A 20,225-nucleotide genomic window follows, 5' to 3' on the forward strand; every position below is an offset into this window, starting at 1 on the left:
GCGACATCTGCCCAGGCCCCCGATTCGCGCACGGATCGGGGGTGGAGGGTGACGGCCCTCACCGACGGCCGCCCATTAGGCTGGTAGCGGCAACTTTCCTGTTGCCGGACCGCCGCCGGACGAAGGAATCGACACCGACATGACATCCCGCATCGAGCTCGCCCGCGTCGATCTGCGCGGTCGTACTCCTTCCACTGCCGAGCTGCGCACCGCGCTGCCGCGTGGAGGAGTCGACGTGGACTCGGTGCTCCACCATGTGCGGCCGGTGGTCGAGGCGGTGCGCGATCGCGGCGCGGCGGCGGCCCTGGAGTACGGCGAGAAGTTCGACGGGGTCGTCCCGGAGACCGTGCGGGTGCCCGCCGAGCAGCTGCGCCGCGCGCTCGACGAACTCGATCCCGCCGTCCGCGCGGCACTCGAGGAATCCATCTCCCGCGCGCGCAAGGTGCACGCCGACCAGCGGCGCACCGACACCACCACCGAAGTCGTGCCCGGCGGCACCGTCACCGAGCGGTGGGTGCCGGTGGAGCGCGTCGGGCTGTACGTGCCCGGCGGCAATGCCGTCTACCCGTCCAGCGTGGTGATGAATGTCGTGCCCGCCCAGGCCGCGGGCGTCGGCTCGCTGGTCGTGGCTTCTCCGCCGCAGGCGAACTTCGGTGGGCTGCCGCACCCGACCATCCTGGCCGCCGCGCGATTGCTCGGCGTCGACGAGGTGTGGGCGGTCGGCGGCGCGCAGGCCGTGGCACTGCTGTCCTACGGCGGCACCGACACCGACAGCGGCGAACTCGCGCCGGTCGATCTGATCACCGGCCCGGGCAACATCTATGTCACCGCCGCCAAGCGACTGTGCCGCGGCCTGGTCGGTATCGACGCCGAAGCGGGCCCCACCGAGATCGCGATCCTGGCCGACGCCACCGCCGACCCCGCGCACGTGGCCGCCGACATGATCAGCCAGGCCGAACACGACGTGCTCGCCGCCAGCGTGCTGGTCACCGACAGCGCGGCGCTGGCCGACGCGGTGGACGCCGCGCTGTCCGCGCAGATGCCCGTGGTCAAGCACGCCGAGCGGGTGCGCGCCGCGCTGACCGGCGCGCAGTCGGGCACCGTGCTGGTCGACGACATCGACCAGGGGCTGCGGGTGGTCGACGCCTACGCCGCCGAACACCTCGAGATCCAGACCGCCGACGCCCCGGCCGTGGCCGCGCGGGTGCGCAATGCCGGCGCGGTGTTCGTCGGCGCCTACGCCCCGGTCAGCCTGGGCGACTACTGCGCGGGCTCCAACCACGTGCTGCCCACCGCCGGCTGTGCCCGGCACTCCTCGGGCCTGAGCGTGCAGACCTTCCTGCGCGGCATCCACGTCGTCGAATACACCGAGGCGGCGTTGAAGGACGTCGCCGGACACGTGGTCGCGCTGTCGACCGCCGAGGATCTGCCCGCGCACGGTCAGGCCGTGACGGTGCGATTCGAGTCGCTGGCATGAGCCGGGTGGACGCGGTGAACCCCGCCTCCGAGCACGGGGTCGCCGAGCGAGATCTCGTCGTGCGGGCCGACGCCGGTGCGCAAGCTGCTCCCGCGGTGCCGGGCGCGAGCGCAACTTTGGCCGATCTGCCGTTGCGGGAGAACCTGCGCGGCAAATCGCCCTACGGCGCACCGCAATTGACGGTGCCGGTGCAGCTCAACACCAACGAGAACCCGCACCCGCCCAGCAAGGCCCTCGTCGACGACGTCGCCGAGGCCGTGCGTGCCGCCGCCGCCGACCTGCACCGCTACCCCGACCGTGACGCCGTCGCGCTGCGCACCGACCTGGCCGCGTACCTCACCCGCCAGACCGGCGTCGCCGTCGGGGCCGCGAACGTGTGGGCGGCCAACGGCTCCAACGAGATCCTGCAGCAGTTGCTGCAGGCTTTCGGCGGACCGGGCCGCCGCGCGCTGGGCTTCGTGCCCTCGTATTCGATGCACCCCATCATCTCCGAGGGCATCGATACCGAGTGGGTGGAAGCCGAGCGCAACGCCGACTTCTCCCTCGACGTGGACTACGCGGTGGCGGCCATCGCCGAGCGCCGTCCCGACGTGGTGTTCGTGACGAGCCCCAACAATCCGACCGGGCACAGCATTCCGTTCGACGACCTGGCGCGCGTCCTCGAGGTCGCGCCGGGCATCGTCGTGGTGGACGAGGCCTACGCCGAGTTCTCCGCGCAGCCCAGCGCCATCGGCCTGATCGACCGCTTCCCGGCGAAGCTGGTGGTCAGCCGGACCATGAGCAAGGCGTTCGCCTTCGCGGGCGGGCGGCTCGGCTATCTGGTCGCCGCTCCGGCGGTGATCGACGCGCTGCTGCTGGTGCGCCTGCCGTACCACCTGTCGGTGGTCACCCAGGCCGCCGCGCGGGCCGCGCTGCGCCATGCCGACGAAACCCTCGGCAGCGTCGCCGAATTGGCGGCCCAGCGCGATCGGGTGGCGGCGGCGCTGACCGAGATGGGCTACGACGTGGTGCCCAGCGACGCCAACTTCCTGCTGTTCGGCTCCTTCGCCGACGCACCACGCGCCTGGCAGCGCTACCTCGATCACGGCGTGCTCATCCGCGATGTCGGCATCCCGGGGCATCTGCGCGCCACCATCGGCCTGGCCGCCGAGAACGACGAGTTCCTGCGCGTGAGCGCACTGCTGGCCGCCGACGAGATCCGCCCCGCTGTGTCCGGTGGCTCGGAGAACTCCGGCGAGGCAGCACTTTCCAGCGACGAACGAGGCACGAAATGACCCAAGCCCACCGCAGGGCGCGCGTCGAACGCGTCACCAAGGAATCCAGCATCGTGGTCGACCTCGACCTCGACGGCACCGGCCGCACCGAGATCAGCACCGGCGTGCCGTTCTACGACCACATGCTCACCGCGCTCGGCGCGCACGCCAGCTTCGATCTGACGGTGCAGGCCACCGGCGACATCCAAATCGAAGCGCACCACACCGTCGAGGACACCGCCATCGTCTTCGGGCAGGCGCTCGGGCAGGCACTGGGCGACAAGTCGGGAATCCGCCGCTTCGGCGACGCGTTCATCCCGATGGACGAGACACTCGCGCACGCCTCGGTCGATGTGTCCGGCCGTCCCTACTGCGTGCACATCGGCGAGCCGGACCACCTGCTGCACACGGTGATCCCCGGTTCCCCGGTGCGCGGCACCGGTGATCCCGGCGCGCCGTACTCGACGGTGCTCAACCGGCACGTCTTCGAGTCGATCGCCCTCAACGCCCGCATCGCCCTGCACGTGCGGGTCCTCTACGGACGCGACCAGCACCACATCACCGAGGCCGAATTCAAGGCGGTGGCCCGCGCGCTGCGCGCCGCCGTGGAGCCGGACCCGCGGGTCACCGGTGTGCCGTCCACGAAGGGAACGCTGTGACTACCGATGCCTATGGATCGGCAACGAATGCCGATGGGGCGACAACGAAATCCGTCGTCCTGCTGGACTACGGCTCGGGCAACCTGCACTCGGCCGAGCGCGCGCTGGTGCGGGCGGGCGCCCAGGTCGAGGTGACCGCCGACCCGCACGCCGCGCTGGCCGCCGACGGCCTGGTGGTGCCCGGCGTCGGCGCGTTCGCGGCCTGCATGGCCGGGTTGCTCGCGGTGCGCGGGGAGAAGATCATCGGCCAGCGCCTGGCGGGCGGACGTCCGGTGCTGGGCATCTGCGTCGGCATGCAGATCCTGTTCGAGCGCGGCGTCGAGTTCGGCGTCGAGACCGAAGGCTGCGCCGAATGGCCGGGGGTGGTCGAACGCCTGGACGCGCCGGTGCTGCCGCACATGGGCTGGAACACCGTCACCGCGCCCGAGGACAGCGTGCTCTTCGCGGGCCTGGACGCCGACACCCGCTTCTACTTCGTGCACTCCTACGCCGCCCAGAAGTGGGAGCTTCCCCCCAACGACCACATCGCACCCCCGAAACTCACCTGGGCCGAGCACGGCGTGCCGTTCCTGGCCGCCGTCGAGAACGGCCCGCTCTCGGCCACCCAGTTCCACCCCGAGAAGTCCGGCGACGCCGGTGCGCGACTGCTGCGCAACTGGGTGGACTCGCTGTGATCCGCGCGTCGTCGGGTTGATTCCCGAGGGCGAAATGGGGGCCGGTCCCTGATCCGGCCCGACGGTGCGCGGGGTGACACTCGGGCGAGGAGGTTCGCCCATGAAATCCCTCGCCCTGCCCACCGCCGTCATCGGCGGCTACGCCGTGTTCGCCAGTTTCGCCTGCGCGGTCACCGTCACCGAGACGATGCTGTTCTATCCCAACGTCTTCCACGACGTCCCGCACTCCCTCGAGCTCACCGAGCAGTTCATGAGCGTGGTCGGCGTCGGCGATGTGCTGCGGCCGATGGGCGCGGTGCTCACCCTGGTCGCGCTCGCTGCCGCAGCGGTGTCGGCCCGCTCCCGGCTCGCCCGCGGCTGGATCGCCGCGTCGGCGGCCTCGCTGATCACCGGCCAGTTCCTGCTCTCGGTCGCCTACCAGTGGCCGCGGGTGGACATCCTGTTCGACGATCGCGATCGGTACTCGACGGAGGAACTCCGGCGGGCGGCGGACGAATTCCTCGTCGGCCAGGCACTGCGGGTCGGCGCGTGCACGCTGACCGCCGTGTTCGCCGTCGTGGCCGCCCTGGTCTGCTACCGCGCCCACGTCCTGAGCTCGGCCCAGCGCAAGGCCGAAGCGGCGCTCGACTGATCCGAGGTCGCGCTGGACACCTCTGGCGTAGCAGGCTTCATGCTGATCAAGGTCGGCCGGCCTGTCATTCGTTCGGATGAATTCCGGTGCGGGCTTCGGTGGATGCGCAGCGAACGGTGTGGTCGGCTCCTACACTCGGCTCATCCACGGGGGTGTCGTGGACTCGCCGACGGGTTCCCCTCCCGCAATGGGAGGGGGCCATATGCCGTCGATCAGAGATTGGTACGACGACCGCGCGCATCGCGACGATCTCGATCCCCGATACGACCGTGAAAATGACGACGTACGTGATCACCCGCAGTTCGGTGAGTTGCCGCAGCGCATCTGGACGGCCTCGCCGGCTCAGCGGAAGTCCGAGCGCCGGAAGAAGCGCCCCGCGGAGTCGGCGCCGCGCAATTGGCAGGCATTCGTCGCAGGCTGGTTGAAGGCGCGTCCACACGGGTCGAACGCCGATTGTATTGCCGCCGCGCGTGCACATGGCTACCCGATGATCACACGGAAGATGGTCTCCGAAGTCCGTAGGAGCTTGCTCGCGTCGGCGGCGAACGCTTCTCCTGCGAAGCGTTCCAAGCGGAGAGGACGAGGGACGGGCCGGGCGGTGCCGTCGGCGAACTCCGTGACCAAATCGGTCGTAGCCCCGATCCGGCCGGAGAGCATTCCTGTTCCGCGTACCCCCTGCCCGTCGTGCGACATGGTGCCGGACTACAGCGGGCGGTGCCGTTGCGGATGACCTGGGTCGGGTCGCTGACCGGGGCAGGCGGGCCCCGGCGCGGGTAACGGCAGATTGCCTACTAAGCTGCCCGGAGTGAGTCTTGTGCTGCTGCCCGCCGTCGATGTCGCCAATGGAGAGGCCGTGCGCCTCGTTCAGGGGGAGGCCGGTAGCGAAACCAGCTACGGCTCGCCGCGCGAGGCTGCTCTCGCGTGGCAGGAGGCCGGCGCCGAATGGGTGCATCTGGTCGATCTGGACGCCGCGTTCGGTCGCGGTTCCAATCGTGAGCTGCTCGCGCAGGTCGTCGGCGAACTCGATGTGAAGGTCGAGCTGTCCGGCGGTATCCGCGACGACGAGTCCCTCGAGGCCGCGCTGGCGACCGGCTGCGCCCGGGTCAATCTCGGCACCGCCGCGCTCGAGGACCCGCAGTGGTGTGCCTCGGCCATCGCCAAGCACGGCGAGCGCATCGCCGTCGGTCTGGACGTGCGCATCATCGACGGCGACTACCGGCTGCGCGGGCGCGGCTGGGTGAGCGACGGCGGCGACCTGTGGGAGGTGCTCGAGCGCCTGGAGGGCGACGGCTGCTCGCGTTATGTGGTCACCGACGTCACCAAGGACGGCACCCTCACCGGTCCGAACCTGGACCTGCTGCGCGAGGTGTGCGCGGCCACCGACGCGCCGGTGATCGCGTCGGGCGGTGTGTCCACCATCGAGGATCTGGTCGCCATCGCGGGGCTGGTGCCCGACGGCGTGGAGGGCTCGATCGTCGGCAAGGCGCTGTACGCGGGCCGGTTCACCCTGCCCGAGGCGCTGGCCGCGGTGCGCTGACCCGCAACGATGGCTGCCGACCCGAACGCCGCTCTACCCGATCTTTCCGGCCTGCTCGACATCGCGAGTGACATCCTCGACGGCGCGGCCGAGCGGTTCGTGCACGGCATCGGCGCGCCGAGCGCGGTGGCCAAGGGCCGCAACGACTTCGCCACGGAGTTCGATCTCGAACTGGAACGCACTGTGTCGGCGGCCCTGTGGGAGCGTACCGGGATCGCGGTGCACGGCGAGGAGTTCGGCGGCCCGCAGCTCACCTCGGGCACCGCGTGGGTGCTCGACCCGATCGACGGCACCTTCAACTACTCCGCCGGGCACCCGCTCTCGGCCATCCTGCTCGCCCTCGTCCGCGACGGTGAGCCCGTTCTGGGCATGACCTGGCTGCCGTTGCTGGGTAGACGCTACGCCGCTGTGCGGGGTGGGCCGCTGCTGATCGACGGCGAGCCGGTGCCGCCGCTGCCGACCGGCAGACTGGCCGAGTCCATGATCGGTTTCGGCACTTTCAATCTGGACTCCGAGGGCCGCATCCCCGGCCGCTTCCGATTCGATCTGCTCGGCTCGCTGAGCACCTTGTCCTCCCGGGTGCGTATGCACGGCTCGACCGGCATCGATCTGGCGTTCACCGCCTCCGGCGTGCTCGGCGGCACGATCGTGTTCGGGCACCATCCGTGGGACAACGCGGCCGGTGTCGCGCTGGTCAGGGCCGCGGGCGGGGTGGTCACCGACCTGGCGGGCGAGCCGTGGACGATCACCTCGGGGTCGGTGCTGGCCGCCGCGCCCGGGGTGCACGCCGAACTGCTGGAAATGATCTGCGCGGTCGCCGACCCGGCGGCCGCCGAGGAAGGAATCGATCGATGACAGGGTGCACCCGATGACACTGGCGGTACGCGTGATCCCGTGTCTGGACGTGGACGCGGGCCGGGTGGTCAAGGGCGTCAACTTCCAGAACCTGCGCGACGCGGGCGACCCGGTCGAACTGGCCGCGAGCTACGACGCCCAGGGCGCCGACGAACTGACCTTCCTCGATGTCACCGCCTCCACCGGCGATCGCGGCACCATGATCGACGTGGTGACCCGCACCGCCGAACAGATCTTCATCCCGCTCACCGTGGGCGGCGGCGTGCGCACCGTGGAGGACGTCGACCGGCTGCTGCGCGCGGGCGCGGACAAGGTATCGGTGAACACCGCCGCCATCGCCCGTCCCGAGGTGCTGCGTGAGATGTCCGAGCGTTTCGGCTCGCAGTGCATCGTGCTCTCGGTGGATGCCCGCACCGTGCCCGAGGGGCAGCCGCCCACCCCGTCGGGCTGGGAGGTCACCACGCACGGTGGCAAGCGCGGCACCGGTATCGACGCGATCGAGTGGGCCCGGCGCGGCGCCGAACTCGGCGTGGGTGAGATCCTGCTCAATTCTATGGATGCCGACGGCACCAAGGCAGGCTTCGACCTGGCGATGATCCGTGCGGTGCGGGCGGCGGTGTCGATCCCGGTGATCGCCAGCGGCGGCGCCGGTGCGGTCGAGCACTTCGCCCCCGCTGTGCGGGCCGGGGCCGACGCCGTGCTGGCGGCCAGCGTCTTCCACTTCGGCGACCTCACCATCGGCCAGGTCAAGGACTCGCTGCGCGCCGCCGACCTGGTGGTGCGCGCAACCCCGCCGCCGCGCCGCCGGACGCTCGGGATATAACGGAACCATGACACTGGACCCCGCCATCGCCGCCCGGCTCAAGCGCAACGAAGCCGGTCTGGTCGCGGCCGTCGCGCAGGAACGCGCGACCGGCGATGTACTGATGATGGCGTGGATGGACGACGAAGCGCTGGCCCGCACGCTCGAAACCCGCCGCGCCACCTACTACTCGCGGTCGCGTCAGCAGTACTGGGTCAAGGGCGAGACCTCCGGGCACACCCAGTACGTGCACGAGGTGCGGTTGGACTGCGACGGCGACACCGTGCTGCTCGTCGTCGATCAGGAAGGTGCGGCCTGCCACACCGGCTCGCACACCTGCTTCGTCGCCGACGTGCTGCTCGGCACACCCGCCTGAGCCCGCCCGCGTAGCTCACACCACGGGGTACCGACCGGCATCGTCGGCGCCGCCGAGTTCGATGTCCAGCCGGTGCTGCACTGCCACGGCGATCTCGGCCAGCGCGTCCTTCTGCTTGTCGTCGAGGGCGGCGAACACCAGTCGGCTGACTGTGGCGATGTAGCCGGGCGTCGCTTCCACGATCGTCAGATAGCCCTGATCGGTGAGCACGGCCTGGACGCCGCGCTTGCCTTCGGTGACCTTCCGTTCGGCCAGGCCGAGCCGCTCGAGCTTGGACACCACGTGCGACAGGCGCGACAGCGACGAGTGCACCCGCTGGGCCAGCTCGCTCATCTGCAGGCGATGCCCCGGCTGGTGCGAGAGCATGCTCATCACCACGAATTCGAAATGCGTAATGCCGGACTCCCGCTGCAGCCGGGTGTCCAGTACGCCGGGTAGCCGGTTCAGCAGGGCGACAATGGCATTCCACGCCTGCTGTTCGGCGGGGTCGAGCCGCTGCGCCATCTGCGCCCCCTTCCGGAATCCGGCGGCGACGAGAAGGGCGGCCGCCACCACTGCCCACGAGTTTGCCACGGCTTCGCTCGCGAGTCAGCGAGCTGACGGCAGCGGTGAAATCATTCACATCGGAATGATTTCCGCTCGGTAGCAACGGCAGTGTCGTATAGCCGCTCGGCTGGTGAGAGTGGTGAACGTGTTACTTCGCGCGGTCGCGGAGAAAGGTCAGAGCCTCGTCCGCGTGGACATTCGCCCGCAGTTCACCGGTGATGACGGTGAGCACCGTGCGGTCGGTGTCGATGACGAAGGTGTGCCGCTTGACCGGGGCGATCTTGCCCAGCAGGCCGCGCTTGACCCCGAACTGCGCGGCCACCGAGCCGCCGACGTCGGAGAGCAGCGGGTAGTCCAGCCGCTGGGAGGTGGCGAATCCGGCCTGTGTGTCGACCGCGTCCGTGCTGATCCCGGCGCAGGAAGCGCCCAGCGCGGCGAACTCGGCGCTCAGGTCGCGGAAATGGCAGGCCTCCGCGGTGCACACCGGCGTGTTGGCGCCGGGATAGAAGAACAGCACCAGCGGACCGGCGGCGAGCAGTTCGTCGAGCGAGCGTGCTGTCCCGGTCTGATCGGGAAGCGTGAAATTCGGGGCCTGAGCGCCTGTCTGCATCTCTGCAGGATACCGGCCGGGTGTCGACCGCCAAGGGACGCGAAGTCCCGGCGCGCTCGCGCTGGACGCGGCCTGGGATGATGGGACGCATGCCAGTCGCGACCGCTCCCACGACCACGACCCGCGCGCAGTTCCGGCAGCTGGCCGCCGAACACCGGGTCGTGCCGGTGACCCGAAAGGTGTTGGCGGACTCCGAGACTCCGCTCTCGGCCTACCGCAAACTCGGCGGTGACCGGCCCGGCACCTTCCTGTTCGAATCCGCGGCCAACGGCAAGTCCTGGTCGCGCTGGTCGTTCATCGGCGCGGGGGCGCCCTCGGCGCTGACCGTGGTCGACGGCGCCGCGGCCTGGCTCGGCCACATCCCCGCCGACGCGCCCTCGGGCGGCGACCCGCTCGAGGCGCTGCGCGAGACCCTCGACCTGCTGCGCACCGAGCGGCTGCCCGATCTGCCGCCGCTGACCGGCGGCATGGTCGGCTACCTGGGCTACGACGCCGTCCGGCGGATGGAGCGCCTGCCCTCGCTGGCGGCCGACGACCTGAACCTGCCCGAGATGGTGTTGCTGCTGGCGACCGATCTGGCCGCCTTCGATCACCACGAAGGCGCTATCACGCTGATCGCCAACGCCGTGAACTGGAACGGCACCGCCGAACACGTGGACGAGGCCTACGACGACGCGGTCGCGCGCCTGGACCGGATGACCGAGGCGCTGGCCGCGCCCGCGCTGTCCACCGTGTCGGTCTTCGACCGGCCCGAGCCGCACTTCCGGCGCGGGCGAACCTCCGAGCAGTTCGGCGCGGGCGTGCGCAGGCTGGTGAAGGAGATCGAGGCGGGCGAGGCGTTCCAGGTGGTGCTGTCCCAGCGCTTCGAGATGGATTACGACGGCGCGCCCATCGACCTGTACCGGATGCTGCGAGCCTCGAACCCGAGCCCGTACATGTACCTGATGCACATCCCCGACGCCGAGGGTGGCACCGCTTTCTCCATCGTGGGATCCAGCCCGGAATCGTTGGTCACCGTGACCGACGGTGTCGCCACCACGCACCCGATCGCGGGCACCCGGTGGCGGGGGAGCACCGAGGAGGACGACCTGCTGCTCGAGAAGGATCTGCTGGCCGACGAGAAGGAGAACGCCGAACATCTGATGCTCGTCGACCTCGGCCGCAACGACCTGGGACGGGTGTGCACCCCGGGAACCGTGAAGGTCACCCAGTACCGCCACATCGAGCGCTACAGCCATGTCATGCATCTGGTCTCCACGGTGTCCGGGCATCTGGCCCCGGGCAAGGTCGCCCTCGACGCGGTCCGGGCCTGCTTCCCGGCGGGCACGCTGTCCGGTGCGCCGAAGGTCCGCGCGATGGAGCTGATCGAGGAGATCGAGCCGACCCGGCGCGGGGTGTACGGCGGTGTCGTGGGCTACCTGGATTTCGCCGGCGACGCCGACACCGCCATCGCCATCCGCACCGCCCTGCTCAAGGACGGCGTCGCCTACGTCCAGGCGGGCGCGGGCGTGGTCGCCGACTCCGATCCCGACTACGAGGACGTGGAGTCGCGCAACAAGGCGATGGCCGTGCTCAAGGCGGTCGCCGCGGCTCAGACCGTACGTCCCTTCTCCGCCGACGACAGCGGTCCGCGATGACCGGCTCCGGCGGCCTGGACCCGGCCGCGGACCCGGACCGCTTCGACCCCGCCGCCGATCGGCCCGCTGCTGCCGGCGGCGCGCCACGCGCCGCGCGACCGGTCGTGCCGGTGGCACTGCTGGCGCTCGCGGCCGCGCTCATGTGGGGCGCCTCCCGGCTGACCTGGGTGACCGTCTCCTCGGCCGACGGCCTCACCGAACCGCGCGTCGACGAACTGAAGGGCGCGGTCTGGTTCGGCGCGCTCACGCCGCTGGCCCTGGTGCTGCTGGCCGCCGTCGCGGCGGTGCTGGCGACCAAGGGCTGGCCGCGCAGGCTGGTGGGCGTGCTGGTGGCGCTCATCGGTGCGGTGACCGCCGTGCCCGCCTTCGCGCTGCTCACCGGTTCGGGTGCGACCGCCGAGCGCGCGGGCGCGCTGGCCGAGCTGCCCGGCCGCGCCACGGTCACCGAGGTACAGACCTCGACCCTGCCCGCGGTGGTGACCGTCCTCGCCGCGCTGTGCGCCTTCGGTGCGGGCCTGCTGCTGGCCAGGATGCCGCGCGAGACCACGGGCCCGGCCGGCCGCTACGACGCGCCCGGCGCCCGTAAGGCCGCGGCCGCCGAGGCGGTCGCCGAGCAGCGCTCCCAGGACGGCTCGGCACTGTCGGAGCGGGTGCTGTGGGACGCGCTCGACGCGGGGGAGGATCCCACCGAGGACGACCCCCGGACCGGTGACGGTCCGCCGGGCTCGCCGAAGTGACGTGACCTCGCCCATGCGGGCCCCTCGGTGGTATCGGATAGCAGAGCGGCCCGAGTGCAGGGCCACGACCCCGGCGCCGGGCCGGGACAACCGGCCATTTATTCTTTGTCGACATCGGCGAGACAGCGCCTGGGGGGATTCTCAGGCAGCACGTGGTGTCTCCCAGGAAAGGATTCGAGCCAGATGACGGTACTCGACTCGATTCTCGACGGGGTTCGCGCGGACGTGGCCGCTCGCGAAGCTTTCCTGGACTTCGCGTCCATCAAGGAAGCCGCGGCGAAGGCCCCCGCGCCCCTCGATGCTCGGGCCGCTCTTCTGGAGGACGGCATCGGCGTGATCGCCGAGGTCAAGCGGGCCAGCCCCTCGAAGGGCGCGCTGGCCGACATCCCGGATCCGGCGTACCTGGCCAAGGCTTACGAAGACGGCGGCGCGCGTGTGATCAGCGTGCTCACCGAGGGCAGGCGCTTCGGCGGCTCGCTCGACGATCTGGACGCCGTGCGCGCCGCGGTGAGCATCCCGATCCTGCGCAAGGACTTCGTCGTCGGTCCCTACCAGATCCACGAGGCCCGCGCCCACGGCGCCGACATGATCCTGCTGATCGTCGCCGCGCTCGAGCAGGACGTGCTCGCCTCGCTCATCGACCGCACCGAATCCCTGGGCATGACCGCTCTGGTGGAGGTCCACACCGAGGAGGAGGCCGACCGCGCGCTGGAGGCGGGCGCCTCGGTCATCGGCGTCAACGCGCGCAACCTCAAGACGCTGGAGGTGGATCGCGACGTGTTCGCGCGCATCGCCCCCGGCCTGCCCACGGAGGTGATCCGGGTGGCCGAGTCGGGTATCCGCGGCACCGCCGATCTGCTCGCCTACGCGGGTGCGGGCGCCGACGCCGTGCTCGTCGGTGAGGGCCTGGTGACCAGTGGCGACCCGCGCGGCGCGGTGTCGGAACTGGTGACCGCGGGTACTCACCCTTCCTGCCCGAAACCTGCGCGAAGGGGTCACTGATGACGTCGACCGAACTGCCCAAGGCCAGTGCCGGTGTCGCCCATCCGAGCGCGCACGAGCCGGATCACGGCGGTCATTTCGGCGTCTACGGCGGCAGGCACGTTCCCGAGGCGCTGATGGCGGTGATCGAGGAGGTCACCGCCGATTACGAGAAGTGCCGCGCCGATCACACCTTCCTCGATGAACTCGACCGGTTGCAGCGCGACTACACCGGTCGTCCCTCGCCGGTGTTCGAATGCACCCGACTGGCCGAGCACGCGGGCGGCGCGCGCATCCTGCTCAAGCGCGAGGATCTGAACCACACCGGCTCGCACAAGATCAACAATGTGCTCGGCCAGGCGCTGCTGGCCAAGCGGATGGGCAAGAAGCGCGTCATCGCCGAGACCGGCGCGGGCCAGCACGGCGTGGCCACCGCCACCGCGTGCGCGCTGCTGGGCTTGGACTGCGTGATCTACATGGGCGCGGTCGACACCGCCCGGCAGGCGCTGAACGTGGCGCGCATGCGCCTGCTCGGCGCCAGGGTGGTCTCGGTGACCACCGGTTCGCAGACCCTCAAGGACGCGATCAACGAAGCGCTGCGCGACTGGGTCACCAACGCCGAGGACACCTACTACTGCTTCGGCACCGCCGCGGGCCCGCACCCGTTCCCCATGATGGTGCGCGACTTCCAGCGCGTCATCGGCCTGGAGGCGCGCGAACAGGTGCGCGAGCTGACCGGCGGGCTGCCCGACGCGGTCGTGGCGTGTGTGGGCGGCGGCTCCAACGCCATCGGCATCTTCCACGCCTTCCTCGACGACCCCGGCGTGCGCCTGCTCGGCTACGAGGCCGCGGGCGACGGCGTCGAGACCGGGCGCCACGCCGCCACCTTCACCGGCGGCACCCCCGGGGCGTTTCAGGGCGCCTACTCGTACCTACTGCAGGACGAGGACGGCCAGACCGTCGAATCCCACTCCATCTCCGCGGGATTGGACTACCCGGGCGTCGGCCCCGAGCACGCACTGCTCAAGGACATCGGCCGCGCCGAGTACCTGCCCATCACCGACACCGAGGCGATGGACGCGCTGCTGCTGCTCAGCCGCACCGAGGGCATCATCCCGGCCATCGAATCCGCGCACGCCGTCGCGGGCGCGCTGAAGCTCGGCAAGGAACTGGGCGAGGGCGCGATCATCCTGGTCAATCTGTCCGGTCGCGGCGACAAGGACATGGATACCGCCGCCCGCTGGTTCGGTCTGTTCGACGACGACGCGCCCGCCGAAGGCGCCCAGACCACCACCGGCAAGGAGTCCGCCCAGTGAGCCAGCAGTCCCGTCTCGCCGCCACGTTCGCCGCCGCGCGCGCCGAGCACCGCGCCGCGCTCATCGGCTACCTCCCGGCGGGCTACCCCGACCTCGACCGGTCGATCGCCACGGTGCGCGCGATGGTCGAATCCGGCTGCGACATCGTCGAAGTGGGCGTGGCCTACTCCGATCCGGTGATGGACGGCCCCACGATCCAGGCCGCCGCCGAGCAGGCGCTGCGCAACGGTGTGCGCGTGCGCGACGTGTTCAAGGTCGTCCAGGCCGTCGCCGACGCGGGCGGTCAGGCGGTGGTGATGACCTATTGGAATCCGGTACTCGCCTACGGCGTCGACCGCTTCGCCCGCGATCTGAATGCCGCGGGTGGGGCGGGCCTGATCACGCCCAACCTGATCCCCGAGGAAGCCGACGACTGGTTCATCGCCTCGGCCACCCACAATCTCGACCGCATCTTCCTGGTCGCGCCGTCCTCGACCGAGGAGCGACTGGTCAAGACCTTGGAGGCCAGCCGCGGCTTCGTCTATGCGGCCTCCACCATGGGCGTCACCGGCGCGCGTGACGCGGTGTCCTCGGCCGCGCCCGCGCTGTGCGCGCGCATCCGCGCGCACAGCGACATCCCGATCGGCGTCGGCCTCGGTGTGCGCAGCGGTGCGCAGGCCGCCGAGATCGCCGGCTACGCCGACGGTGTGATCGTCGGTTCGGCGCTGGTCAGCGCGGCAGGTGAGGGGCTGGACGCGGTGCGCGCGCTCACCCGCGAACTGGCCGAAGGCGTACGTTCGGCGACCGTCGTCTCCTAGCTCGCCCGCATCCGGTCACCGGCCGGATCGCCTGCGGCACAGGGTCTGGACTACGGTGGCCCCGTGACCTTACGAAGCGATGTGCTGGCCTACATCCCCAGCCCTCCGCAGGGTGTATGGAACCTGGGGCCGTTCCCGGTGCGGGCCTACGCTCTGTGCATCATCCTGGGCATCATCGTCGCCATCTGGTGGGGCGAGCGGCGCTGGCAGGCGCGCGGCGGCCGCGAGGGCACGGTGCTCGATGTCGCGATGTTCGCGGTGCCCTTCGGACTGATCGGCGGCAGGCTCTACCACGTCGCGACGGACTGGCAGAAGTACTTCGGCGAGGGCGCGCGCCCCATCGAGGCCCTCTACATCTGGCAGGGTGGTCTCGGCATCTGGGGCGCGGTCTTCCTCGGCGGCGTCGGCGCCTGGCTGGCCTGCCGCGTCTACAAGATCCCGTTGCCCGCGTTCGGCGACGCCATCGCTCCGCCGGTGCTGCTGGCCCAGGCCATCGGGCGACTGGGCAACTGGTTCAACCAGGAGCTCTACGGCCGGGAGACCACCCTGCCGTGGGGCCTGGAGATCTACCCGCGTTTCGACTCCGACGGCGACCCGGATGCCATGGCGGGCGTCTCCAACGGTGTCGTCGAGAAGATCGTGCACCCCACCTTCCTCTACGAGCTGCTGTGGAACGTGCTCGTGGTGGTGCTGTTGGTGCTCATCGACAAGCGCTACCGCATCGGCCACGGCCGCCTGTTCGCGCTCTACGTCGCCGGCTACAGCTTCGGCCGCTTCTTCGTCGAGCTGATGCGTGACGACGAGGCCACCGAGATCTTCGGCATCCGCATCAACAACTTCACCTCGGCGCTGGTGTTCCTCGCCGCTATCGCCTACGTCGTCTTCGCGACCAAGGGCAGGGAAGATCCCAGCCGGCTGCAGCCAGGCGCCACCCCGCGTCCGTGGCCGTGGCAGCTGGCGAAGGTGCGCGCGGCGGGGCTCGAGGCCAACACGCCCGCGCCCGCGGCGACGACGACGGTCGACGACGCCCCGGCCACCGAGTCCGCCGCCGAGAAGTCCGGTTCCGCGGAGGACGGCACCGAGGGCGACGCCGAGAAGCCAGGTGCGACGAAGGCCGACACCGACACGGCCGCGGCGGAAGCGCCCGGCTCCTCGGAGTCCGGGACCGCGAAGTCCGGTGCGGTGACGAATGGTGCCGCGAAGTCCGAGACCGCGACAACCGGCGCCGCAGAGACCGGCGCTGCGAAGTCCGAGACGCCGAACACCGGCAAGTCGGAGGGCGCGACGGTCGAAACCGCGTCGGCCGCCGCCGAGGCGACCGGCGACGCCGGAGGCGAGAAGAGCGAATCCCCGGCATCCCCGGCGGCCGGAGAGCCCGCGACCGCTGAAGTGTCCGAGCAGCCGGCCGAATCCGCCGCCGGGGGGACGTCCGGCACGACCGCGACCACCGGCGAATCCGGGAAGTCGGCCACGGGCAGCGCCGACTAGCAGCGCGGCGCACACCGAGAAGCTCGCCGCGGGAACGCGGCAACGAAACGACCACCGGCCGCGATAACGAGTCGAGATCCGCTTTCCCGCGGTCATCGGCTCGGCCGGTGGCGCCGCCGGGGCGACAAATCGGGTCGAGACCGGCAAGAATGACGCGTGATCGTCGCGGGGGAGCCCCGAACCGATCGCGTAACGGGGGCCAACAGGAGGTGCCCGCACGAATGAGGAGGACATGAGTGACCGACCCCTACCAGAACAACCCGGGCTACGGCGGCCCCCAGTACGGCCCGCCCGGAACCGGCCCCGACCTGAACAAGAGCTCGGGCCAGCAGCCCTACGGCCAGCAGAGTGACCCGTACGCCCAGCAGCAGCAGCCCTATGGCCAGCCTGCCGGCTACGGTCAGCCCCCCGCCGGCTACGGGCAGCCGGGTGGCTACCCGCCCGCGATGCCGCAGGGCTACAACCCGAACGACCCGGAAGCGCCCTACGGTCGCGACCCGTTCGGCGTGCCGTACTCGGACAAGCAGAAGCTGGTCGCGGGTCTGCTGGGGATCTTCGTCGGCAGCTTCGGTGTCGGCCGCTTCTACCTCGGCCACACCGGCATCGCCATCGCCCAGATCGCCGTCACCTGGCTGACCTGCGGCATCGGCGCCATCTGGCCGATCATCGACGGCGTCATGATCCTGACCGGCAAGGTGCCGGACGCCCAGGGTCGCCCGCTGCGCGACTGATCGGCAGTCCCACCGGGACCCATGACGGGCACTCTCCCCGCCGGGAGGGTGCCCGTTTGCTGTCCGCCGCACGACACGCGAGGCGCACGCACCGTAGTTCACGCATTCTTCATCGAGGCCGCGACAGCCTGCACCCCCAGGGCAGGACTACGCTCTACCCGTGATGCGACGGACGAAGATTGTGTGCACACTCGGGCCGGCCACTGCCACCGAGGAACGTATCCGCGAACTCGTCGAGAGCGGCATGGATGTGGCGCGGCTGAACTTCAGCCACGGCGAACACAGCGACCATGCCGAGAACTACAAGAAGGTGCGCGAGGCCTCCGACCACATCGGCCGGGCCGTGGGCATCCTGGCCGATCTGCAGGGCCCCAAGATCCGGCTCGGCCGCTTCGCCGAGTCCCGTACGGTGTGGGCCACCGGCGAGGAAGTCCGGATCACCGTCGAGGACATCGTGGGTTCGCACGACCGTGTTTCCACTACCTACAAGCAACTGGCCGCCGATGCCAAGCCCGGTGATCGCCTGCTGGTCGACGACGGCAAGGTCGGCGTGGTCGTCGTCCGCGTCGAGGGCGACGACGTGGTGTGCCGGGTGACCGAGGGCGGTCCGGTCTCCAACAACAAGGGCGTCTCGCTGCCCGGCATGGACGTCTCGGTGCCCGCGCTGTCGGAGAAAGACATCGAGGACCTCGAGTTCGCGCTGAAGCTCGGCGTGGACTTCATCGCGCTGTCGTTCGTGCGCTCGCCGTCGGATGTCGAGCTGGTGCACGACGTGATGGATCGGGTCGGGCGCCGGGTGCCGGTGATCGGCAAGCTGGAGAAGCCCGAGGCGATCGACAATCTCGAGGCGATCGTGCTGGCCTTCGACGCGATCATGGTCGCCCGTGGCGACCTGGGCGTGGAGCTGCCGCTCGAGCAGGTGCCGCTCGTGCAGAAGAAGGCCATCCAGATGGCCCGCGAGAACGCCAAGCCGGTCATCGTCGCCACCCAGATGCTCGAGTCGATGATCGAGAACTCCCGCCCGACCCGCGCCGAGGCATCCGACGTGGCCAACGCCGTGCTCGACGGCGCCGACGCGGTGATGCTCTCGGGTGAGACCTCGGTCGGCGCCTATGCGATCGAGACAGTGCGCACAATGGCGCGCATCGTGCACGCCGTGGAGTCGGAATCCTCGACCCGGGTGCCGCCGCTGACCCACGTGCCGCGCACCAAGCGCGGCGTGATCTCCTACGCCGCCCGTGACATCGGCGAACGCCTCAACGCCAAGGCCCTGGTGGCCTTCACCCAGTCGGGTGACACCGTGCGCCGCCTGGCCCGCCTGCACACCCCGCTGCCGCTGCTGGCGTTCACCCCGTTGCCGGAGGTGCGCAGCCAGCTGTCGCTGACCTGGGGCACCGAGACCTTCATCGTGCCGACGGTCGAGAGCACCGACACCATGATCCACCAGGTGGATCAGGCGCTGCTGTCGATGGGCCGCTACCGCAAGGGCGATCTGGTGGTCATCGTGGCAGGTTCCCCGCCCGGTACTGTCGGGTCGACGAACCTGATCCACGTGCACCGCATCGGTGAGGAGGACCATTAGTGAGCATTTCGCTGAGTGATTCCGTCGGCTCCGAGCCGGTACCGGACAAAACCTCGGACCTCGACGTCTTGCTCGGCCTGCTCGACCTCGATGAAGCCGAGCCCGATGTCTTCATCGGGCACCACCCGGACAAGGTGTGGAGCCGCACCTTCGGCGGACAGCTCGTCGCCCAGGGCATCATTGCGGCCGGTCGCACCGCGGGGGAGCGGACCATCCACGCGGTCAACGCGCATTTCGTGCGCGGCGGCGACCCGAAGCAGCCGATCGAGTACCGGGTGGAGCGCCACCGCGACGGCCGCGCGTTCGCGAACCGGACGGTGACCGCCCTGCAGGACGATCAGGAACTGTTCGTCATGCTGGCCGCCTTCCAGGAGTACGGCAAGGGCCTCGAACACTCGCACGCCCTGCCCGAGGTGCCCGACCCGGAGACGCTGCCGCGCGTGGAGGCGAGCTTCGAGGGCTTCGAGGACAAGCTCGAGATGTTCATCAAGGCCCCGCGCCCGATCGACATGCGGTACACCAATGATCCGGCCTGGATCCTCAAGAGCACCGGCGAGCGTCTGAACCACAACCGGGTGTGGATGCGCACCGACGGCGCGCTGCCCGACGATCCGCTGATCCACGTGGCGGCGCTGGGCTATTCCTCGGACACCACGGTGCTCGACTCGATCCTCACCACCCACGGTCTGTCGTGGGGTCTGGACCGCATCGTGGCGGCCACCGTGAACCATTCGATCTGGTTCCACCGGCCCTTCCGATTCGACGACTGGGCGCTCTACGCCACCGAATCGCCGGTGGCGGCGGGCTCACGCGGCCTGGCGACCGGCCGGTTCTACTCCCGTGGTGGCGATCTGCTGGCCACCACGGTGCAGGAAGGCATGATCCGGCATTTCCCGCCGCGGCGCTGACCGTCGGCCGCGACGGCGGACCGGTCCTCGAGACCGACCGCCGCATCACACCGAATGCCCGCGCGGTACGACCGACCTGATATCGGTGCCCGGGATGGTCTCGGGCACCGATCGCCGTTTCAGAGGATTTCGCGCTCGAACTCGTAGTCGAAACTGTCCCGCCTGCGCACGGTGATGGTGCGTGGCAGGCCGGCACCGGCGGAGCCGAGTTCGGCGGTCTCGTCCAGCAGTCGCCGCCGCAGCGCCTCCAGATCCGGCTCGGTGAGGTCCTCGGGCGCGCCGACCAGGCTCACCGCGATCTCGTAGGTGCTCCTGAGCCCCGGCTGCTCGCCGGGATGCTCGAGCGGCCATTGGGCTGCGAGCAGGATGTGCGCGGGATCCTCCTCGCCCGTGGGAAGGGTGAACCGCCAGGCGAAGACATCGCGATCCTGGAGGTGATCGTCCACCACCGTCCGGACGGTGTCGACGACCCGAGCGAGAGTTTCCGGCATGGCATACACATGGAGCGAAACATCCGAGATGCGTTTCGGGTGGTTGCGTGACATGGGGAAACAGTGCCTCCGTACCCTGTCTGACCTGCGGTTTTATGCCCTACGCGGTTGCCCGCAACTGCCCGCATGAACCCTGC

At 70.2% G+C, this 20,225-nt stretch carries 21 protein-coding genes; 18 read left to right on the top strand and 3 right to left on the bottom strand.

Annotated features, from left to right (window positions below; genetic code table 11):
- Positions 1–139: 139 nt before the first annotated feature.
- The 9 genes from hisD (at position 140) to hisI (ending at position 8,264) form a co-directional block, all read left to right on the top strand.
- Positions 140–1,477, top strand: a complete 1,338-nt coding sequence (hisD, locus tag IU449_RS26550) for a histidinol dehydrogenase (RefSeq protein WP_195004895.1) — start codon at positions 140–142, stop codon at positions 1,475–1,477.
- Positions 1,474–2,751: a histidinol-phosphate transaminase gene (locus IU449_RS26555; protein ID WP_228805779.1), complete on the top strand. Its 1,278-nt coding sequence runs from the start codon at positions 1,474–1,476 to the stop codon at positions 2,749–2,751. Before hisD ends, IU449_RS26555 begins: the two co-directional genes overlap by 4 nt.
- Positions 2,748–3,389 carry an imidazoleglycerol-phosphate dehydratase HisB gene (hisB, locus tag IU449_RS26560; protein ID WP_195004896.1) on the top strand — a complete coding sequence of 214 codons (642 nt, stop codon included), beginning with the start codon at positions 2,748–2,750 and terminating at the stop codon, positions 3,387–3,389. Before IU449_RS26555 ends, hisB begins: the two co-directional genes overlap by 4 nt.
- Positions 3,386–4,063, top strand: a complete 678-nt coding sequence (gene hisH / locus IU449_RS26565; protein ID WP_416382246.1) for an imidazole glycerol phosphate synthase subunit HisH — start codon at positions 3,386–3,388, stop codon at positions 4,061–4,063. Before hisB ends, hisH begins: the two co-directional genes overlap by 4 nt.
- Positions 4,064–4,163: 100 nt before the next feature.
- Positions 4,164–4,694, top strand: coding sequence for a DUF1772 domain-containing protein (locus tag IU449_RS26570; RefSeq protein WP_195004897.1), 531 nt, complete (start codon positions 4,164–4,166; stop codon positions 4,692–4,694).
- A gap of 805 nt (positions 4,695–5,499) precedes the next feature.
- Entirely contained in the window at positions 5,500–6,231 is a 732-nt protein-coding gene (priA, locus tag IU449_RS26575; protein WP_195004898.1) for a bifunctional 1-(5-phosphoribosyl)-5-((5-phosphoribosylamino)methylideneamino)imidazole-4-carboxamide isomerase/phosphoribosylanthranilate isomerase PriA, read from the top strand.
- A 9-nt stretch (positions 6,232–6,240) separates the two neighbouring features.
- On the top strand, positions 6,241–7,086 hold the full coding sequence (locus tag IU449_RS26580) for an inositol monophosphatase family protein (RefSeq protein WP_195004899.1): 846 nt from the start codon (positions 6,241–6,243) through the stop codon (positions 7,084–7,086).
- Positions 7,087–7,099: 13 nt separating this feature from the next.
- Positions 7,100–7,909, top strand: a complete 810-nt coding sequence (gene hisF, locus IU449_RS26585) for an imidazole glycerol phosphate synthase subunit HisF (RefSeq protein ID WP_195004900.1) — start codon at positions 7,100–7,102, stop codon at positions 7,907–7,909.
- 7 nt (positions 7,910–7,916) lie between these two features.
- Entirely contained in the window at positions 7,917–8,264 is a 348-nt protein-coding gene (hisI, locus tag IU449_RS26590; protein ID WP_195004901.1) for a phosphoribosyl-AMP cyclohydrolase, read from the top strand.
- Between the two features lie 15 nt (positions 8,265–8,279).
- Here the strand turns inward: hisI and IU449_RS26595 are convergent, their stop codons facing one another.
- A complete protein-coding gene (locus tag IU449_RS26595) occupies positions 8,280–8,768 on the bottom strand; it encodes a MarR family winged helix-turn-helix transcriptional regulator (protein WP_195004902.1) in 489 nt (162 codons plus the stop codon).
- Between the two features lie 190 nt (positions 8,769–8,958).
- On the bottom strand, positions 8,959–9,420 hold the full coding sequence (locus IU449_RS26600) for a peroxiredoxin (protein WP_195004903.1): 462 nt from the start codon (positions 9,418–9,420) through the stop codon (positions 8,959–8,961).
- 89 nt (positions 9,421–9,509) lie between these two features.
- Here IU449_RS26600 and IU449_RS26605 point away from each other — a divergent pair, with 89 nt between their 5' ends.
- From IU449_RS26605 to IU449_RS26645, 9 genes are all read left to right on the top strand, one after another.
- Positions 9,510–11,057, top strand: coding sequence for an anthranilate synthase component I (locus tag IU449_RS26605; RefSeq protein ID WP_195004904.1), 1,548 nt, complete (start codon positions 9,510–9,512; stop codon positions 11,055–11,057).
- Entirely contained in the window at positions 11,054–11,794 is a 741-nt protein-coding gene (locus IU449_RS26610; protein ID WP_195004905.1) for a TIGR02234 family membrane protein, read from the top strand. The genes IU449_RS26605 and IU449_RS26610 overlap by 4 nt, the downstream gene beginning before the upstream one ends.
- Before the next feature lie 183 nt (positions 11,795–11,977).
- Positions 11,978–12,796 (top strand): indole-3-glycerol phosphate synthase TrpC, encoded by an 819-nt coding sequence (gene trpC / locus IU449_RS26615; RefSeq protein ID WP_195004906.1) that lies wholly within the window; start codon positions 11,978–11,980, stop codon positions 12,794–12,796.
- The gene (gene trpB / locus IU449_RS26620) at positions 12,796–14,091 is read left to right on the top strand and encodes a tryptophan synthase subunit beta (RefSeq protein WP_195004907.1); all 1,296 of its coding nucleotides are present in this window, start codon (positions 12,796–12,798) and stop codon (positions 14,089–14,091) included. The genes trpC and trpB overlap by 1 nt, the downstream gene beginning before the upstream one ends.
- Positions 14,088–14,888, top strand: a complete 801-nt coding sequence (gene trpA, locus IU449_RS26625) for a tryptophan synthase subunit alpha (protein WP_195004908.1) — start codon at positions 14,088–14,090, stop codon at positions 14,886–14,888. Before trpB ends, trpA begins: the two co-directional genes overlap by 4 nt.
- Before the next feature lie 63 nt (positions 14,889–14,951).
- Positions 14,952–16,376 (top strand): prolipoprotein diacylglyceryl transferase, encoded by a 1,425-nt coding sequence (gene lgt / locus IU449_RS29910; RefSeq protein WP_416382247.1) that lies wholly within the window; start codon positions 14,952–14,954, stop codon positions 16,374–16,376.
- Between the two features lie 236 nt (positions 16,377–16,612).
- Positions 16,613–17,107: a TM2 domain-containing protein gene (locus IU449_RS29725; RefSeq protein ID WP_195004909.1), complete on the top strand. Its 495-nt coding sequence runs from the start codon at positions 16,613–16,615 to the stop codon at positions 17,105–17,107.
- Between the two features lie 160 nt (positions 17,108–17,267).
- Positions 17,268–18,689 (top strand): pyruvate kinase, encoded by a 1,422-nt coding sequence (gene pyk, locus IU449_RS26640; protein WP_195004910.1) that lies wholly within the window; start codon positions 17,268–17,270, stop codon positions 18,687–18,689.
- The gene (locus IU449_RS26645) at positions 18,689–19,597 is read left to right on the top strand and encodes an acyl-CoA thioesterase (protein WP_195004911.1); all 909 of its coding nucleotides are present in this window, start codon (positions 18,689–18,691) and stop codon (positions 19,595–19,597) included. Before pyk ends, IU449_RS26645 begins: the two co-directional genes overlap by 1 nt.
- A gap of 119 nt (positions 19,598–19,716) precedes the next feature.
- On the opposite strand, the gene IU449_RS26650 is transcribed toward IU449_RS26645, so the two are convergent.
- Positions 19,717–20,088 (bottom strand): hypothetical protein, encoded by a 372-nt coding sequence (locus IU449_RS26650; RefSeq protein ID WP_228805780.1) that lies wholly within the window; start codon positions 20,086–20,088, stop codon positions 19,717–19,719.
- Positions 20,089–20,225 lie beyond the last annotated feature (137 nt).

The sequence above is a fragment of the Nocardia higoensis genome (assembly GCF_015477835.1).
Lineage (GTDB): Bacteria > Actinomycetota > Actinomycetes > Mycobacteriales > Mycobacteriaceae > Nocardia > Nocardia higoensis_A.

What these genes read in the sequence shown, in the direction of transcription:
- trpC (WP_195004906.1), top strand. Translation starts at nt 11,978, where the DNA reads ATGACGGTACTCGACTCGATTCTCGACGGGGTTCGCGCGGACGTGGCC.
- IU449_RS26600 (WP_195004903.1), bottom strand. Translation starts at nt 9,420, where the DNA reads ATGCAGACAGGCGCTCAGGCCCCGAATTTCACGCTTCCCGATCAGACC.
- hisB (WP_195004896.1), top strand. Translation starts at nt 2,748, where the DNA reads ATGACCCAAGCCCACCGCAGGGCGCGCGTCGAACGCGTCACCAAGGAA.
- hisI (WP_195004901.1), top strand. Translation starts at nt 7,917, where the DNA reads ATGACACTGGACCCCGCCATCGCCGCCCGGCTCAAGCGCAACGAAGCC.
- hisF (WP_195004900.1), top strand. Translation starts at nt 7,100, where the DNA reads ATGACACTGGCGGTACGCGTGATCCCGTGTCTGGACGTGGACGCGGGC.
- trpB (WP_195004907.1), top strand. Translation starts at nt 12,796, where the DNA reads ATGACGTCGACCGAACTGCCCAAGGCCAGTGCCGGTGTCGCCCATCCG.
- IU449_RS26555 (WP_228805779.1), top strand. Translation starts at nt 1,474, where the DNA reads ATGAGCCGGGTGGACGCGGTGAACCCCGCCTCCGAGCACGGGGTCGCC.
- IU449_RS26610 (WP_195004905.1), top strand. Translation starts at nt 11,054, where the DNA reads ATGACCGGCTCCGGCGGCCTGGACCCGGCCGCGGACCCGGACCGCTTC.
- IU449_RS26595 (WP_195004902.1), bottom strand. Translation starts at nt 8,768, where the DNA reads ATGGCGCAGCGGCTCGACCCCGCCGAACAGCAGGCGTGGAATGCCATT.
- IU449_RS26580 (WP_195004899.1), top strand. Translation starts at nt 6,241, where the DNA reads ATGGCTGCCGACCCGAACGCCGCTCTACCCGATCTTTCCGGCCTGCTC.
- IU449_RS26650 (WP_228805780.1), bottom strand. Translation starts at nt 20,088, where the DNA reads ATGCCGGAAACTCTCGCTCGGGTCGTCGACACCGTCCGGACGGTGGTG.
- IU449_RS26570 (WP_195004897.1), top strand. Translation starts at nt 4,164, where the DNA reads ATGAAATCCCTCGCCCTGCCCACCGCCGTCATCGGCGGCTACGCCGTG.
- IU449_RS26605 (WP_195004904.1), top strand. Translation starts at nt 9,510, where the DNA reads ATGCCAGTCGCGACCGCTCCCACGACCACGACCCGCGCGCAGTTCCGG.
- hisD (WP_195004895.1), top strand. Translation starts at nt 140, where the DNA reads ATGACATCCCGCATCGAGCTCGCCCGCGTCGATCTGCGCGGTCGTACT.